Annotated in this window: 14 protein-coding genes; 7 read left to right on the top strand and 7 right to left on the bottom strand. The window is 44.0% G+C overall.

The window, feature by feature from the left end; genetic code table 11:
• The first annotated feature begins 20 nt into the window (after positions 1 to 20).
• Positions 21 to 1,238, top strand: coding sequence for an NADH:ubiquinone reductase (Na(+)-transporting) subunit F (gene nqrF / locus AC19MX_RS16510; RefSeq protein ID WP_498299232.1), 1,218 nt, complete (start codon positions 21 to 23; stop codon positions 1,236 to 1,238).
• A 111-nt stretch (positions 1,239 to 1,349) separates the two neighbouring features.
• Here the strand turns inward: nqrF and AC19MX_RS16505 are convergent, their stop codons facing one another.
• The gene (locus AC19MX_RS16505) at positions 1,350 to 1,529 is read right to left on the bottom strand and encodes a helix-turn-helix domain-containing protein (RefSeq protein ID WP_432402586.1); all 180 of its coding nucleotides are present in this window, start codon (positions 1,527 to 1,529) and stop codon (positions 1,350 to 1,352) included.
• Between the two features lie 103 nt (positions 1,530 to 1,632).
• Positions 1,633 to 2,313 carry a Rossmann-fold NAD(P)-binding domain-containing protein gene (locus AC19MX_RS16500; RefSeq protein ID WP_432402584.1) on the bottom strand — a complete coding sequence of 227 codons (681 nt, stop codon included), beginning with the start codon at positions 2,311 to 2,313 and terminating at the stop codon, positions 1,633 to 1,635.
• Positions 2,314 to 2,463: 150 nt separating this feature from the next.
• On the opposite strand from AC19MX_RS16500, the gene AC19MX_RS16495 reads away from it, so the two are divergent.
• Complete coding sequence (locus tag AC19MX_RS16495) at positions 2,464 to 3,132, top strand: nitroreductase family protein (protein WP_498299231.1); 669 nt, start codon at positions 2,464 to 2,466, stop codon at positions 3,130 to 3,132.
• Between the two features lie 93 nt (positions 3,133 to 3,225).
• Positions 3,226 to 3,612 (top strand): hypothetical protein, encoded by a 387-nt coding sequence (locus tag AC19MX_RS16490; protein ID WP_432402582.1) that lies wholly within the window; start codon positions 3,226 to 3,228, stop codon positions 3,610 to 3,612.
• 47 nt (positions 3,613 to 3,659) lie between these two features.
• Here the strand turns inward: AC19MX_RS16490 and AC19MX_RS16485 are convergent, their stop codons facing one another.
• Positions 3,660 to 4,586, bottom strand: a complete 927-nt coding sequence (locus tag AC19MX_RS16485; protein WP_498299230.1) for an LpxL/LpxP family Kdo(2)-lipid IV(A) lauroyl/palmitoleoyl acyltransferase — start codon at positions 4,584 to 4,586, stop codon at positions 3,660 to 3,662.
• A gap of 105 nt (positions 4,587 to 4,691) precedes the next feature.
• Between AC19MX_RS16485 and hldE the strand changes: the two genes are divergently transcribed.
• The 3 genes from hldE (at position 4,692) to AC19MX_RS16470 (ending at position 7,809) form a co-directional block, all read left to right on the top strand.
• Positions 4,692 to 6,122 carry a bifunctional D-glycero-beta-D-manno-heptose-7-phosphate kinase/D-glycero-beta-D-manno-heptose 1-phosphate adenylyltransferase HldE gene (hldE, locus tag AC19MX_RS16480; protein ID WP_498299229.1) on the top strand — a complete coding sequence of 477 codons (1,431 nt, stop codon included), beginning with the start codon at positions 4,692 to 4,694 and terminating at the stop codon, positions 6,120 to 6,122.
• Between the two features lie 3 nt (positions 6,123 to 6,125).
• The gene (locus tag AC19MX_RS16475) at positions 6,126 to 7,088 is read left to right on the top strand and encodes a hypothetical protein (RefSeq protein WP_498299228.1); all 963 of its coding nucleotides are present in this window, start codon (positions 6,126 to 6,128) and stop codon (positions 7,086 to 7,088) included.
• Between the two features lie 247 nt (positions 7,089 to 7,335).
• On the top strand, positions 7,336 to 7,809 hold the full coding sequence (locus AC19MX_RS16470) for a TetR/AcrR family transcriptional regulator (RefSeq protein WP_432402574.1): 474 nt from the start codon (positions 7,336 to 7,338) through the stop codon (positions 7,807 to 7,809).
• A gap of 299 nt (positions 7,810 to 8,108) precedes the next feature.
• Here the strand turns inward: AC19MX_RS16470 and AC19MX_RS16465 are convergent, their stop codons facing one another.
• The 4 genes from AC19MX_RS16465 to AC19MX_RS16450 form a co-directional block, all read right to left on the bottom strand.
• Positions 8,109 to 8,807 carry a DUF3581 domain-containing protein gene (locus AC19MX_RS16465; RefSeq protein WP_498299227.1) on the bottom strand — a complete coding sequence of 233 codons (699 nt, stop codon included), beginning with the start codon at positions 8,805 to 8,807 and terminating at the stop codon, positions 8,109 to 8,111.
• Positions 8,808 to 9,123: 316 nt separating this feature from the next.
• Entirely contained in the window at positions 9,124 to 10,146 is a 1,023-nt protein-coding gene (locus AC19MX_RS16460) for a diguanylate cyclase domain-containing protein (protein WP_498299226.1), read from the bottom strand.
• A 104-nt stretch (positions 10,147 to 10,250) separates the two neighbouring features.
• The gene (gene pntB / locus AC19MX_RS16455) at positions 10,251 to 11,735 is read right to left on the bottom strand and encodes a Re/Si-specific NAD(P)(+) transhydrogenase subunit beta (protein WP_432402568.1); all 1,485 of its coding nucleotides are present in this window, start codon (positions 11,733 to 11,735) and stop codon (positions 10,251 to 10,253) included.
• Between the two features lie 11 nt (positions 11,736 to 11,746).
• Complete coding sequence (locus AC19MX_RS16450) at positions 11,747 to 13,276, bottom strand: Re/Si-specific NAD(P)(+) transhydrogenase subunit alpha (RefSeq protein WP_498299225.1); 1,530 nt, start codon at positions 13,274 to 13,276, stop codon at positions 11,747 to 11,749.
• Between the two features lie 464 nt (positions 13,277 to 13,740).
• Here AC19MX_RS16450 and AC19MX_RS16445 point away from each other — a divergent pair, with 464 nt between their 5' ends.
• On the top strand, positions 13,741 to 15,531 hold the full coding sequence (locus AC19MX_RS16445) for an assimilatory sulfite reductase (NADPH) flavoprotein subunit (RefSeq protein WP_498299224.1): 1,791 nt from the start codon (positions 13,741 to 13,743) through the stop codon (positions 15,529 to 15,531).
• Positions 15,532 to 15,533 lie beyond the last annotated feature (2 nt).

The following is a 15,533-nucleotide window of genomic DNA, read 5'->3' as shown; positions in this document are numbered from 1 at the left end:
TTGATAAGAAGGGCTATGTAATGGAAATGGCAATAGGTATAGGCATGTTTACCATTGTGGTATGCATCCTAGTAATGGTGATTTTACTCGCCAAACGTAAGTTAGTCAGTACCGCTGATGTCACTATTGGCATTAATGGTGATGCAAGTAAAAGCGTGACAACACCCGCTGGTGACAAGTTACTTAGCGCGTTAGCAGGAAAACAAATTTTTATTCCATCGGCTTGTGGCGGTGGCGGAACCTGTGGCCAATGTCGCGTTAAAGTAAAATCGGGCGGCGGTGATATTTTAGCCACTGAGCTTGATCATATTACTAAAAAAGAAGCCAAAGAAGGTTGTCGCTTGGCGTGTCAGGTTGCCGTGCGCACAGACATGGAACTTGAAGTTGACGAAGAAATCTTTGGGGTTAAAAAATGGCAATGTGAGGTTATTTCAAATAATAACCAGGCAACCTTTATTAAAGAATTGCTATTAAAAATTCCTGATGGCGAAGAAGTATTATTTAAAGCTGGTGGTTATATTCAAATTGAAGCGCCTGCTCATGTAGTGCGTTATGCCGATTTTGATATTCCTGAGGAGTATCGTGGCGACTGGGTTAAGTACGGCTTATTCGACTTAGTGTCTACCGTTGATGAAGACGTTTTACGTGCTTACTCAATGGCAAATTACCCAGATGAAAAGGGCCGTATTATGCTTAACGTGCGTATTGCGACCCCGCCAAAAGAGGGCTTACCTCCTGGGAAAATGTCGTCGTACATCTTTAATTTAAAAGCCGGTGACAAGGTCACGATTTCAGGACCCTTTGGTGAGTTCTTTGTTAAAGAGACCGATGCTGAGATGGTGTTTGTTGGCGGTGGTGCGGGTATGGCGCCAATGCGTTCACACATTTTTAATCAATTAAAAAGTGTTAAAACCAAGCGTAAAATGAGTTTTTGGTACGGCGCTCGTTCAACCCGTGAAGTGTTTTATCAACAAGACTTTGATCAATTAGCTGCCGAAAATGATAACTTTGTCTGGCATGTGGCGCTGTCTGATCCGTTGCCAGAAGATAACTGGACGGGTTACACCGGCTTTATTCATAACGTGCTGTTTGAGAACTACTTAAAGCAGCATAAAGCGCCAGAAGATTGCGAATTTTATATGTGTGGCCCGCCGATCATGAATGCGTCAGTGATAGCCATGCTAGAAAGTTTAGGTGTGGAGTCTGAAAACATTTTACTCGATGACTTTGGCGATTAGTGCCAATGTATTTGAGGCGTTAACCGATTCAGTGTAGCGGTGAGATAACAAAAATCCCCAAGCGCGTTAAGCGCTTGGGGATTTTTTATGTGCTTGATGGTGTTGTTCGCATTAACCTAAGCGGTCTGAAAAAGTTAAATAGCGCATGACTTCCACTTTATTAAAACTCAGTTCTTGGCCATTTTGCTCACTCAATAACAGATTCTCTCGAGCATAGCGTCTAATCGTTGTAGGACTTTTATCGAGTATTTCGCAGACTTCATCTAAAGTTAAATAATCATTGTCATTCATATTCTTCTCCATCCTTACCGGTTGCTTGCTAGAGTCTTTTACATCGTTAATCTATTGCTTCGTTTCGCTATTATCTCGTATCTCGTATTTCGAGCTCAGAGGCTTAATGTTGGCTGTTATGCATCATCACATTGGTGATTATTCTGGTTGTTGGTGCGGTTTGAGGCTTGAGTGCGACTTGGTACATCGCCTCCGCAACTGTGTTTGCATCAATCGGTTGAAACTTGCGTAATGGCCCAATGAATAGCCAGCCAAGAATGCTAAATAATGTTTGTCCTATCCCTTCTAAAAAACGCCCTTGAGCGCGCTCGCCTAATAATAAGCTAGGTTGGAAAATATTTAACACAGGCAATGCCATAGCAGTTAACCCTTGTTCGACTTCACCTTTAATCCGATTATAAAACACGGTTGATTTGGCGCTAGCGCCTTGCGCGGTAACCACCATAAATTTAAGTGTGGGATTATTTTGCACCAGGCATAATTTAGCAAAGGCGAGTACGGCAAGTTTATCGACTTGAATAAAGGCTTCTTCGCTACCGGCTTCTTTTATGGTGGTACCGAGGCAGCAAAACGCATGGTCGATTTTTTCTGATAAGGTTAACTCACGTAACTCATCAATTTGGCAGGCAATAAATTGCACTTTTTCAGCGCCAAATTGATGCTCAACCAGTGCAGGTGTTGAACGTCCAATCACGATAACTTTGCTGTACTGTTCACTTTCAATTAATTGGCTCAGTAACGCATTACCGACTAAGCCTGTCGCGCCCATTATCGCTGCAATCATATAATCCTTTATTATGCTAAAACGTTGAACTCATGCTATTGACTGTAATCTGTCGGCGATAGGGATTCAATAAGAATATTTGTATAGCATTTTTAGTGATGTTTGTTAGCTTATAGCATTATCTCAATCGGCTCATTTTAAGGACATGTTATGACAGCGCATTTGCCGCTTACCGATTTTATAGAATACCCGCAAGATGAAATGCTTAAACGTGCCCAAGATAACTATCAAGAGGTGAAGCGTCGTCACTCTATTCGGGCCTTTTCCGATCGCGCCGTACCGCAAGCCATTATTGAACAATGTATTTTAGCTGCAGGCACAGCGCCTAATGGGGCTAATCATCAACCCTGGCACTTTGTGGCGATTAATAGCCCTGAGATAAAAGCACAAATCCGTCAACAAGCTGAAGCGTTAGAGCAGGCTTTTTATGCTGGTCGCGCTGGAGAAGAATGGTTAGATGCGTTAAAACCATTAGGTACAGATGCAAATAAACCTTATTTGGAACATGCGCCCTGGTTGATTGCGGTGTTTAGCCAAAAACGCAGTGAGGATGAAGGCGAGCAAAAGACCAATTATTATGTACATGAGTCTGTAGGTATCGCGACTGGTTTTTTAATTCAGGCACTTCATCATGCCGGGCTTGGTACATTAACCCATACGCCTAAACCCATGAGCTTTTTGAGTAAAGTATGCGGTCGAGACAACGATAACGAACGGCCATATATGTTAATTATTGCCGGTTATCCTGCCGACAATGCCACGGTTCCACAACATGCAATGGATAAAAAATCACTGAATGAAATGTGTGACTTTTTGTAAACAGACCAAGGCAGTTACAGCCATGCTTTCGGCCGAGGTGTGATTGCTATTTGTGACAGTCTTTCACGCTATAAAGTATTAAAAGGAGTTAATATGAAATTATCAAGCACGGTACTGACGTTGGCTTTGGGTGGCATGATGTCGATGTTGGCTGAGGCTGACAACCAAGATACTCAATCGGCTCAGGGCGATCTCGTTGAGTTGTCGATTACACTTAATGAAGATTCAATTGGGTTAAGTTGTTTGCCAAAAACAGAAGCGGCCAGTGTTACTGCCGATTGGGTTGTAGAATGTAATAGTTTGGCTTATTCGTATCTGAGCGCTAAATCCGCGCAAGGAATGATGTTTATGCGCCAAATTAATAAAAAGCCATTTGGTATGGCAGCTGATTTTATTGCAACCAATTTAATGCAAAATCCGGCTGGATTTAAAGCGGCACATATCTCGCAAGAATTTGAGTTTACGACTAAAAAGACCTAAAGCATTGTTAAAGATTAAATAAAAAGCGCCTTCATGGCGCTTTTTTATTATTTGTATAACGACGGTGAGCCTTTAACTGGCCGAGTTTTAAATCGTCGATGGAGCCACATGTATTGGTTTCGATTGCGATTAATTAATTGCTCAACAATTTGATTACCGCGAATCGCATCGTCAGTTTCGTTGTCGCCGGGGAAGTTGTCGAGCGCCGGCATGATTTCGAGATTATAGCCTGTGTCGTCGGCGTTACGTTCAACAAAAAAAGGCAATACATTGGCTTTACCGAGTCTAGCCAGTGAGGTCGCGCCGGTAATGGTTGCCGCATCGGGCACGGCAAAAAACGGGATAAACACAGCGCTTGACCGGCCAAAGTCTTGATCGGCGGTATACCAAATAACATTCGGGGCGCGTAAGCTGCGGATCATTTGGCGGACATCACGTTTGGGCACTAGGCCTTTATTTGAGCGCAACCTGCCTTTTACCTGCAAATATTCCATCACAGGATTGTTATGCGGGCGATATACCCCAATACCGGGCGCAAATTGGCCAAAGATACGCGCGCCCATTTCAAGCGGTAAGCAATGCACCGCAAATAAAATCACCCCTTTACCACTGTCTAGGCTGTCGCTGACATGTTCGGTGCCTTTGATGGTCATGTGTTGTTGAATGCGATCATTTGACCACCACCATGCGTTAATGGTGTCGAATAACGCTTTGCCGGTTTCTTCAAAGGTGCGATCGAGGAGCTGTTGCTTATCTGTTTCGCTCATGTCTGGAAAACATAAATCAATATTACGACGGGCGGTATGAGCACGACTTTTAGCCAATTTTTTAACTAAGCGGCCAATGGCGCTGCCCATTTTCATTTGCCAGCGCAAGGGCAGCAATAACGTAGTGCGCATTAATAATACGCCAAACCACATAGGCCAATGTTTAGGATGATATAAATCAGAAGAAAATTCGGCTTTTTCGACCACAGATAACTCGTCTTGTTCTCAAAAATTATTTGTTATTCTAACTCATTATTCTGCTGAAAATTAGGTACAATTGCGGTTAAATTTTTACAACACAGTGAATACACAATGAAGGTTTCTCTCCCAGCGTTTGAAAACGCGCGTATTTTAGTGATTGGGGATGTAATGTTGGATCGCTATTGGGTGGGTCCAACGGGACGCATTTCTCCCGAAGCGCCTGTGCCTGTTGTTAAAATTAACCAGATTGAAGATAGACCTGGCGGCGCTGCCAACGTGGCATTGAATATTGCCGCTCTGGGCGGACATGTTCATTTAGCCGGCCTTGTCGGCCAAGATGAAACTGCAGAAGCGTTAACCCAAGGGGTTAAAGTGTTTGGGGTTGAGCCGCAATGGTTAAGCGTTGCCGATAAGCCCACGATTACAAAATTACGAGTATTGTCTCGTAATCAGCAATTAATCCGTTTAGATTTTGAAGAATTGTTCGATAAAGCCAGTAGCCAAGCGCTGTTTGACCAAAGTGAATCGATTTTAGATAACGTAGATGTGTTAGTCCTGTCTGATTACGCCAAAGGCGCGATTCACGAACCTAAAGACTTTATCGCCAAAGCCCGCGCGAAAGGCGTGACAGTATTGGTCGACCCTAAAGGCCATGATTTTGCCCGCTACCATGGTGCGTCACTTATCACACCCAACATGAGTGAGTTTGAAGCCGTAGTGGGTACCGTAACCGGTGAAGATGATCTGATTGAAAAAGCGCAGGCACTTATAAAGTTACATGATTTTAAAGCCATTTTAGTGACACGTTCTGAAAAGGGCATGACCTTGGTGTCTAAAGATCAGCCTGAACTGCATATTCCAACTGTTGCCCGTGAAGTGTATGACGTGACAGGCGCGGGGGATACGGTGATTTCTGCATTAGCTACATCGATTGCTGCAGGCGCGACATTGGCACAAGCGTGTGCCATCGCCAATACCGCTGCTGGTGTAGTGGTAGGTAAACTAGGCACTTCTACAGTGAGCCGCATTGAGCTGATTCAAGCATTAGCGATCAATCGTGGTGAGTCTGGTTTTGGTGTTATGACAGAAGATCAATTAGCGTATGCAATGGAGCAGGCACGTTTACGTGGCGAGCGTATTGTGATGACCAATGGCTGTTTTGATATTTTACATGCTGGCCATGTGAGCTATTTACAACAAGCTAAAGCCTTGGGCGATCGCTTAATTGTGGCGGTGAATAGCGATGATTCCGTAACACGCTTAAAAGGTCCTGGTCGCCCTGTGAACCCTGTCGATCGCCGTATGGCTGTATTAGCGGGATTAGCGTCTGTGGATTGGGTTGTGCCTTTTGCTGAAGATACACCGCAGCGTGTGATTGCACGGTTATTACCTGACGCACTCGTCAAAGGTGGCGATTATAAAGTAGAAGATATTGCTGGCGGCGCAGAAGTGATTGCTGCCGGAGGCAAAGTGGAAGTGCTTGGGTTTGAAGAAGGCGTATCAACCACTGCAATTATCCAAAATATTATGTCGAAAAAATAGTTGATGGTTAAACACTGGCAATGGTTATTCATCGGCCTTATCGGTTACTGCACTAGCGTTGCCAGTGAAACCTTATCGACTCAATCTACACCAACTGCTCAGCTTAAGCATACAGTCATGGCGTCATTGCAAATAGATGCTGTTACTGTATCGCCTCATTCACAAGGGTACTTCACCGATATCGGCATCAAGCGTGCATTAATTTGTCATTTGCCACAATTAACCGCTTGCTTGCATTTATTGCCCCAAGCCCTGCAACAGCAAGGTGTATTTTCGCCGCAAGCGATCCGTGCTGCCATGGGGTATAAAAGTGCGATGGTGTTGTCGGCTGTTGATGAGCATATTGCCGGTATCATTGTGGTTAATCCAACAAAAGACATTGTCGAGCAAAGTGGCTCGATAGGGTTAACGACCTATCAATTGCCTTTACCCCAACAAGCACAATTAACCCTATGGCATGAGATAGGACATTTACACAATATACGTCTGCAAAACAATATTTTACCGAGTTCATTAACCAAGTATCAGCATGAATGGCTGGCCGATTTGTATTTACTGTGGCGAATTGCACAGCACTACTCTCAGCTTGATCTCGCGTGGCAACAATTTCACCGCCGTAATCTGGCGTTAATTAACGATAGCGGTAATTTATCTCATTGGAGTGCGCCGCAGCTGCAAATTGTGTTAACTCACTATAATATTGAGCAATTACAGCATTTTATTCGGTATGATGATTTTATTGCTGAAGTGTATCCGTTAATGCCTTTATGGTCGTCACGCGACATGGGAGAGTTTTCGAGTTTAGTGCAACGAACGTTTGGTGCCGGTGTTGTCCAACCGTTACCCGGGTATATGTTTTGGCGTCAACCTAAGCTAGTTGAAGTGTTATCACCAACACTTGAACAGCTGATGGGCAAAGACGCGACGCAGCAATGGCTACAAAATCAGTTCAATACAATTCAATAATTTGTAACTCTTTGTGACTCAAAAAAAACACATCATATTTTATCGCCCGCCAATCATTTATCAGACAATTTCTATAACCTTTGATTTTAAAGGGGTAAACCATTAGTTATCGCGATAATGTTCTGTTTTAGGCTGCCTTTCTGGATATTGTACGGTTAAATATGTTGTAAATTTGCTAATTCTTAGCAGAATTTTCTAGTATGGTCTGGTAAGCTCTTGCACCAAAATAATTAGAGAGACTATGTTTATGGCCAAGCGTTCACGCGTTGAAACTGAGTTAACCGTTAACCAAATTTTAGACGAAGCCTTTAAGCAAATCCTCACGATTGGTTTTGAGGCCATGTCTTATACCACCTTATCAGCAGCGACTGGGGTAAGCCGAACAGGTATTAGTCATCATTTTCCACGTAAAACGGAATTTTTAGTGCGTTTAGATGAGCGCATAGGGCAGTTTTTCATTGAGGGATTAGATTTTTCTTCAATTGAGTCATTACAGCAATCTTGGTATGCATTGATGCAACAACCCGAGCGCAAAGCCGTATTACAACTATTTTTTAGTTTGTGCGGTAGTGTTGATGACAATGTAAAAACGCTGAAATCGCTTAACATGGCAAAAGAGACTGCTATCAGTCATTTTGCTGAGGCAGGTAGCCAATGTGTTGAGCAACTAATTGGACACAGTGCAATAGCACTGTTACACGATGGAAAAACTGCGCAATAAGCCATTGATCGTAGAGTAGATAATTTGGCTAAATAGTCATTTTACCTTGTAAGTAACACATCGGTGTTTAAATTGGCGAGATGATCAATAAAACACTGACATACCATGGCCTGAATTGCAGCAATTTACGAGTTAAATTGAGTGTAAAACAGGATAGTAAAATGGTAAAAAACGCGAGCTGCACACCAAAGTGCAGCTCGCGTTTTTTTGTTTGGCTATTATATCAATCCGCATTAACAAGTGACCACTCAGAATGCGTTCCGCGCTTTTTGAGTACCGCGCAATGCTATTAAATACAATTAACGCTGTTTTCTACTTTCATAGGCGTCACACAATAGTTGTGCTTTTTCATCGTCATATTCACGTAAGCCACTCAACACTAACGTTTTCATCCCGCTACCAATCACTTTACCTTCGCTTTGCAGCTCAAAAGTTAGGGTGACATCACCACGCTTGCCATTAATGACCAGGGCCTGGTCAACGAGGTGTAAGCTCATGGTGGTAAAATCAAAGTGGTCAAGATGGAACGACATGCTTTCGTAAATAACTAATGGTCGGTCTGGGTTAATCATCACTTGATGTTGCTTCATCATTGGCATTAACACATGAATGAAGTTAAGCCCTGAAAACGCCACATAGCTTTTAATGAATGCCGCAGTTTGTACATCGCACTTACATACTTCACCTTGGCGTTCAATGTGCAGGTATTCTTTACCTTTGGTATCGCAAATACTGAATTTGTCGGTGACACCTTTATCAAGATGCAGTTCGACATTATCACCCACCATGCCGGCAAACTTAAACTTCATATTCGCGCTTAAACCGTATTGCGTTAATACCAAGGCAAAGAGTAAGTCACCAGGCACACAAAAACGCTTGGCGCCTACGTCATGGATAGGGTTAAAGTCTTCAGCCACTTTTTTGGCAAAGTCACTCGCCTGCTGGGCAGAGATAAACACGCTTTGATCTTGCTGAGTAAAATAAGGTGATAAAAACATAAAGAATAATTCTTATTGGTCAGTTGTCTGCTATCGCACAGCAGCGGTTTGTTACTGATTATGCAGCAATAAACATGCTTTTGGGCAACAATATATTAATAAAATAGCTAATTGAGCCAGAGTGTACTTTAAAACATCAAATAAACTCACCCGATGACTAGGGCTTGTTTCGCACTTAAGTTCAGTTTGTCGATAGTTTGTCGGTTATGCAGGTGCGTTTTGGCATGAGCATAAATGAATTGTGCTGCGCAGTTATACAACGTCTTGTTACCAACGGGAAGTTTCTTCACTGTGTTAGGCGCCTAGTGGCCAATTTTCACCAAAATAAAAAGTTGTGTTTGCCGTGATTTTTGACGCTATACATGGCGTTGTCTGCTTGCTCGCACACGTTAGCAAACTCATCGAGTTCGTCGAATAAACTGATGCCTATGCTCAATCCGATACTTATTGTTTCGCCGTTGAGTTTGAGTGGTTTTCGATATAGGTCCAGTAGCCTGTTGGCCATCTGGGTTAATACATCAATATCATAACATTGGGTTAAAATGACAAATTCATCACCACCAAAGCGGGCAATATGAAAACTATATTGTTTACTTGCTGTATCGGGTGGCGAAAACAGCTGTTGGCATATGCGAGTGAGATCTTTGGCAATATGAATAAGCAAACTGTCGCCATAACGATGGCCTAAATGGTCGTTAATGATTTTAAAGCCATCAAGATCGATAAAGCATAATGCGCCGAGGTGGTGCTTATCTTGTTGTTGTTTTTCATGCTTAAAGGCGGTCACTATTGCCGTACGATTGAGCAAGTTAGTGAGTGGATCTCGGTGGGCGAGTTTGGCTAAATCTTCTTCGTAACGCTTTTCTTTGGTGACATCAATGTGCGTTCCCATAATGCGTAATGGGTTGCCATTAATGTCATGTTCAATAATGCGGCCACGGTCCGATACCCATGCCACAGTGCCATCTTTGTGGATCATGCGGTGCACAGCTTCATAGGTTTCAGCTTTGCCTGCGACGTGACTTTCAAAGGCTGCTATCACCCAGTCTTTATCTTCTGGGTGTAAGTTGTTTTTCCAGCTGTCGATATGGGCAGGGAGTTCTTGACGAGTAAAGCCGAGCAGATTGCCCCATTGTTGATTAAAAATGGTCAAATTACCGCTAGGGATGTGTTGCTCCCACAGACATAACCCAGTGCCATCAAGGGCAGCATTGAGTTGCTCATTTACCCGTTTGTTCACTAAGGTAAGGTGGCTATTCTCTCGCTCTAATTGCTTAATTTTGAGCTTACATTGTTCAAGTTCAAGCTGCAGCGGAGTCATGTTGTCCTGCAATGCCATTGATAACCGATAATCCTTTTAAGTCATATTTGCCTAGTTTAGCGAATTTTGAGGTAAAAAAATACCAGCTAATGAGCTGGTATTTTAACTGATAACGTCAAGCGTTAAAGTGCTTTTAAAATCGCTTCTACGCTGTCTTTGGCATCGCCAAATAACATTTGGGTATTGTCTTTAAAGAACAATGGATTTTGTACACCGGCATAACCGGTATTCATTGAACGTTTAAAGCCAATCACGTTTTGTGCTTTCCACACTTCGAGTACAGGCATACCCGCGATAGGGCTGCTTGGATCTTCCATAGCCGCAGGGTTAACCGTATCGTTGGCGCCAATCACTAAAACTGTATCGGTGTCGCTAAAGTCTTCGTTGATTTCGTCCATTTCGAGCACGATATCGTAAGGCACTTTAGCTTCTGCCAATAGTACGTTCATGTGGCCGGGTAAGCGCCCTGCAACAGGGTGAATACCAAAGCGAACCTTAATGCCTAATGCACGTAACTTTTTAGTGATTTCAGCGACTGGATATTGCGCTTGCGCAACTGCCATACCATAACCTGGGGTGATGATGACTGAGTCCGATGCTTTAAGCATATCAGCGACATCTTCAGCGGTAGTTTCACGGTATTCGCCCACAGTGTCATCACCCGTTGATGCCACGCTATCGTTACCAAAGCCGCCGGCAATTACTGAAATAAACGAGCGGTTCATGGCTTTACACATAATGTAAGACAGAATCGCACCTGACGAGCCCACTAAGGCACCGACAACAATCAGTAAGTCATTTGATAGCATGAAACCCGCAGCTGCGGCTGCCCAACCTGAATATGAGTTCAGCATTGACACCACCACTGGCATATCTGCACCACCGATAGATGCCACTAAATGCCAACCAAATGCAAAGGCGATTAGGGTCATCAAAATGATGGGCGTTACTGCGCCGCCAGCTTGAACAAACATCACCATCAAAATGAATGAAACCACTACCGCAAGCAAATTAAGCTTGTGGCGGTGCGGTAACATTAATGCTTTTGATGAAATCAGCCCGCGTAATTTAGCAAACGCCACAATCGAACCGGTAAAGGTCACTGCACCGATAAACACGCCTAAAAACACTTCAACCAAGTGAATGTTGAGCATGGCACCGGTTAGGTGTTCGGATTGTTGTGCTGCGTTGGCTTCAATAAACGCCGCTTTGGCGCTAGCGAGAGTGGTATTCAGGTCTTGCCCTAATACCAACACGACTTCAGACACTTCATGGGGCTGAATATCAATAAAGCTGTTAAAGCCTACTAATACCGCAGCTAAACCAACAAAGCTGTGCAAAATGGCGACCAGCTCCGGCATTTCAGTCATTTCGACTTTCAATGCTAAGCGGATACCAATTGAACCACCAATGACCATGGCGAGAATAATCCATTCTACGCCGCTCGTAGCAGGATTGAGTATGGTTGCAATAAGCGCAATCGCCATACCAATAATGCCAAATAAATTACCATTTTTAGCGGTTTCTTGTTTTGATAACCCAGCTAGGCTGAGAATAAAAAACACCGCGGCAATGATATAAGATGCTGTAACCAGTCCTTGAGACACGATATGACTCCTTAATCTTTACGGAACATCTTCAGCATGCGCTGAGTGACGGTAAACCCGCCAAAGATGTTGATACTGGCGATAAGCACCGCAACAAACGCAAGCGCCGTGACTAATGCTGAACCTTGACCTATTTGCAATAATGCGCCCACCACAATAATGCCTGAAATGGCATTGGTGACCGACATTAGTGGGGTATGCAATGAGTGCGACACATTCCACACCACGTAATAACCTACCACACACGATAGGATGAATACGGTGAAGTGTGATAAAAACTCCGCCGGTGCAACCGACGCGACAGCGGCAAAGCCTGCAAGCCCTAACGCGCCTAAAATATACTTAAGTTTTGACGGTGCCTTTTCCACTTTTGCCGCTTTGGGTTCAATACTCGCGGCAGGTTTTTGTGGCGCAGCTGATACTGAAATTGCCGGTGGTGGGAAAGTAATTTCGCCGCCACGGGTCACGGTCATATTACGCATAACCACATCATCAAAATCGAGCACGGCATTACCGTCTTTGGCTTTACACATTAACTTCATCAAATTGACTAGGTTAGTGCCATAAAGTTGTGACGATTGCGCCGGTAAACGCCCCGGTAAATCGGTGTAACCCAATACCTTAACGCCGTTGTCGGTAATAAAGCGCTCACCAGTAACGGTATATTCACAGTTACCACCAGTCGCGGCTGCTAAATCGACAATCACTGACCCCGGTTTCATGGTGTCGACCATGTCTTTAGTGATCAGCTTTGGCGCAGGACGACCAGGAATTAACGCTGTGGTGATGATGATGTCGACATCTTTGGCTTGCTCAGCAAATAATGCCATTTCAGCGGCAATAAACTCATCTGACATGACTTTGGCGTAACCGTCAGATGATCCGCCTTCTTTATTTTCAAATTCAAGCTTTAAGAAACTGCCGCCCATTGACTCAATCTGCTCAGCGACTTCTAAGCGAGTGTCAAATGCGCGTACGATGGCCCCTAAAGAGCCAGCAGTGCCAATAGCGGCAAGCCCGGCGACACCAGCACCAATGACCAACACTTTGGCTGGTGGCACTTTACCTGCAGCGGTAATTTGTCCGGTAAAGAAACGACCAAATTCGTGTGCCGCTTCAATCACCGCGCGATAGCCACCAATGTTAGCCATTGACGATAATGCGTCTAGCGATTGGGCGCGTGAAATACGCGGCACCATGTCCATTGCCATTACGGTAATATTTTGACTTGAAAGTTTTTCAACTAACTCAGGATTCTGTGCTGGCCAAATAAAACTGACCAACGTCGTGCCCGGTTTCATTTTTTTAATTTCGTCATCGGTGGGTGCATTCACTTTAAAAATAAAGTCTGCGTCGAACACATTGTCGACTACATCTGCCCCAGCGGCTTCAAATGCAGCATTATCAAAGCTCGACTTCACACCTGCCTGTGCTTCGACTGCCACACTAAAGCCGAGTTTTTTTAGTTGTACCACAGTGGCTGGAGTCGCCGCGACTCGAGTTTCACCTTCGATACTTTCTCTCGGTATTCCAATCTGCATGACTGTTTCCTGATGGTTAATAAAAGACCGTCTATTGCTTTCCCCATCAATAGACCATTGTGTTTGAGTATTACTAGCTTCACATGGGCACTTATAGGATAGAAAAAGTGCAGCATATGACCATTGAAGTCGGGTAAACTATTTAACCAATGGTATTGCTATGACATCGCGATATCATATTCATATGTCGTTTTACTCAGAGAACAATCAACCTGATAGTTTTTCATTAGTTAATTGGACCTCCTAGCTTGCGACATGAGGCGTGTTCGGTACAAGTGCCTTTAGGCTAATTCCTTGGTTTTAAATTGAGGTAATTTAAAAACTTTTAACTCCGCCACACTTTTGTAGCCTAAAAAAACACCTTTGCATATTCCTAAATGGAATAAAAAATTATCTTTTATTCTTTTTTGGTTTTCGAACCTAGTAGTAAGCTAACTCACATTACACTGTTATAAGGCCGTCTTATGTTGTTAAAAGAACTCTCAGCGCTAGCATCGCCATTGTCTCAAGGGCAAGTCGACAAGCTAAAACAATTCACATCAGAATTATCGTCTGTGCAACTTGCATGGGTTAGTGGTTATTTGGCAGCAAGTGCAAGTCAGGGCCAAACAGCAGGTGCGCCTGTTGCAGAGACTTCTGCAGCACAAACAGTAACCATTTTATATGGTAGCCAAACCGGTAATGGCCGTGGTGTTGCTCAGGCATTAGCCGCTAAAGCACAGGCACAAGGTTATGCTGTTAACCTAACCTCAATGGGTGAATACAATGTTCGCCAATTGAAGCAAGAAACGGTGTTACTGCTAGTTGTGAGTACCCACGGTGAAGGTGAAGCACCTGATGATGCCATTGAACTGCATAAGTTTTTAGCCTCAAAACGTGCGCCAAAATTAGATAACCTACATTACTCTGTATTGGCGTTAGGTGATTCAAGTTATGAGTTCTTTTGCCAAACCGGTAAAGACTTTGATGCGCGTTTAAGTGCATTAGGTGCCAAAGCATTGCTGCCTTTAGTTGAATGCGATGTTGATTACGAAGATGCCGCGGCGCAATGGCAAGACAGTGTAGTCGAAGCGGCTAAGCCTCATATTCAAACCTCAGGTGCCAGCGTAACCGCTATTGGTGCAACTGCAGTAGTAGGTGAAAGCCAATACACCAAGCAAAATCCATACAGCGCAGAAGTGCTTGTAAGCCAAAAAATTACCGGCCGTGATTCAGACCGTGACGTACGCCATGTTGAAATTGATTTGGGCGAGTCAGGATTAAGCTATCAAGTGGGTGACGCGTTAGGCGTGTGGTTTAGTAACAACGAAGCCTTAGTTGATGAAGTGATCAACGGCCTTGGTTTAGGCGCTGACGAAAACGTTACTGTATCTAAAGAATCGTATTCATTAAAAGCGGCATTAACAGACAAAAAAGAACTCACCCAGTTATACCCAGGCCTTGTTAAGTCTTGGGCTGAATTGAGTGGTAATGCTGAACTTGCTGCCATTTGTGAAGATAAAGAGCAAACCAGACAGTTTATTTTAGCAAATCAGTTAGCCGACTTAGTGGCAGCCTACCCAGCCAAAGTCAGCGCGACACAGCTTGTTGATATGTTACGCCCTTTGACACCACGCCTGTATTCCATTGCTTCAAGTCAGGCAGAAGTTGAATCAGAAGTGCATTTAACCGTGGCGCTTGTTGAAGATGAACGTCAAGGTCATGCCCGTTTTGGCGGCGCATCGCACTTTTTAGCGTCAGCTGAAGAAGGCCAACAAGTTAACGTTTATGTTGAGCCTAACAACCACTTCCGCTTACCAGAAAACCCTGATACACCTGTGATTATGGTGGGTCCTGGTACTGGTGTTGCGCCATTCCGCGCCTTTATGCAGCAACGCGCCGCAGACGGTGTGTCGGGCAACAGCTGGTTATTCTTTGGTAACCCACACTTTGAACAAGACTTTTTATACCAAGTTGAGTGGCAGCAGTATCTTAAAAACGGTGATTTATCACGTTTAGATGTGGCATTCTCGCGCGATCAAGCTCATAAAGTGTATGTGCAGCACCGCATAGCCGAGCAAGCTCAAGCATTATGGCAGTGGCTGCAAGACGGCGCCCATGTGTATATTTGTGGTGATGCAGAGCGCATGGCCAAAGACGTACATCAAGCATTAGTGAATATTGCGGTTGAACAAGGTGGCTTAAGCGCTGATGACGCCGAAGCGTACTTTGAAACACTGCGTAGCGAAAAACGTTACCAAAAAGACGTGTATTAAAT

Source organism: Shewanella sp. MF05956 (genome assembly GCF_059758055.1).
This window is presented reverse-complemented; position numbering and strand designations above follow the sequence as displayed.

What these genes read in the sequence shown, in the direction of transcription:
- hldE (WP_498299229.1), top strand. Translation starts at nt 4,692, where the DNA reads ATGAAGGTTTCTCTCCCAGCGTTTGAAAACGCGCGTATTTTAGTGATT.
- AC19MX_RS16500 (WP_432402584.1), bottom strand. Translation starts at nt 2,313, where the DNA reads ATGATTGCAGCGATAATGGGCGCGACAGGCTTAGTCGGTAATGCGTTA.
- AC19MX_RS16505 (WP_432402586.1), bottom strand. Translation starts at nt 1,529, where the DNA reads ATGAATGACAATGATTATTTAACTTTAGATGAAGTCTGCGAAATACTC.
- AC19MX_RS16470 (WP_432402574.1), top strand. Translation starts at nt 7,336, where the DNA reads ATGGCCAAGCGTTCACGCGTTGAAACTGAGTTAACCGTTAACCAAATT.
- AC19MX_RS16490 (WP_432402582.1), top strand. Translation starts at nt 3,226, where the DNA reads ATGAAATTATCAAGCACGGTACTGACGTTGGCTTTGGGTGGCATGATG.
- AC19MX_RS16450 (WP_498299225.1), bottom strand. Translation starts at nt 13,276, where the DNA reads ATGCAGATTGGAATACCGAGAGAAAGTATCGAAGGTGAAACTCGAGTC.
- AC19MX_RS16475 (WP_498299228.1), top strand. Translation starts at nt 6,126, where the DNA reads ATGGTTAAACACTGGCAATGGTTATTCATCGGCCTTATCGGTTACTGC.
- AC19MX_RS16465 (WP_498299227.1), bottom strand. Translation starts at nt 8,807, where the DNA reads ATGTTTTTATCACCTTATTTTACTCAGCAAGATCAAAGCGTGTTTATC.
- AC19MX_RS16460 (WP_498299226.1), bottom strand. Translation starts at nt 10,146, where the DNA reads ATGGCATTGCAGGACAACATGACTCCGCTGCAGCTTGAACTTGAACAA.
- AC19MX_RS16495 (WP_498299231.1), top strand. Translation starts at nt 2,464, where the DNA reads ATGACAGCGCATTTGCCGCTTACCGATTTTATAGAATACCCGCAAGAT.
- AC19MX_RS16445 (WP_498299224.1), top strand. Translation starts at nt 13,741, where the DNA reads ATGTTGTTAAAAGAACTCTCAGCGCTAGCATCGCCATTGTCTCAAGGG.
- nqrF (WP_498299232.1), top strand. Translation starts at nt 21, where the DNA reads ATGGAAATGGCAATAGGTATAGGCATGTTTACCATTGTGGTATGCATC.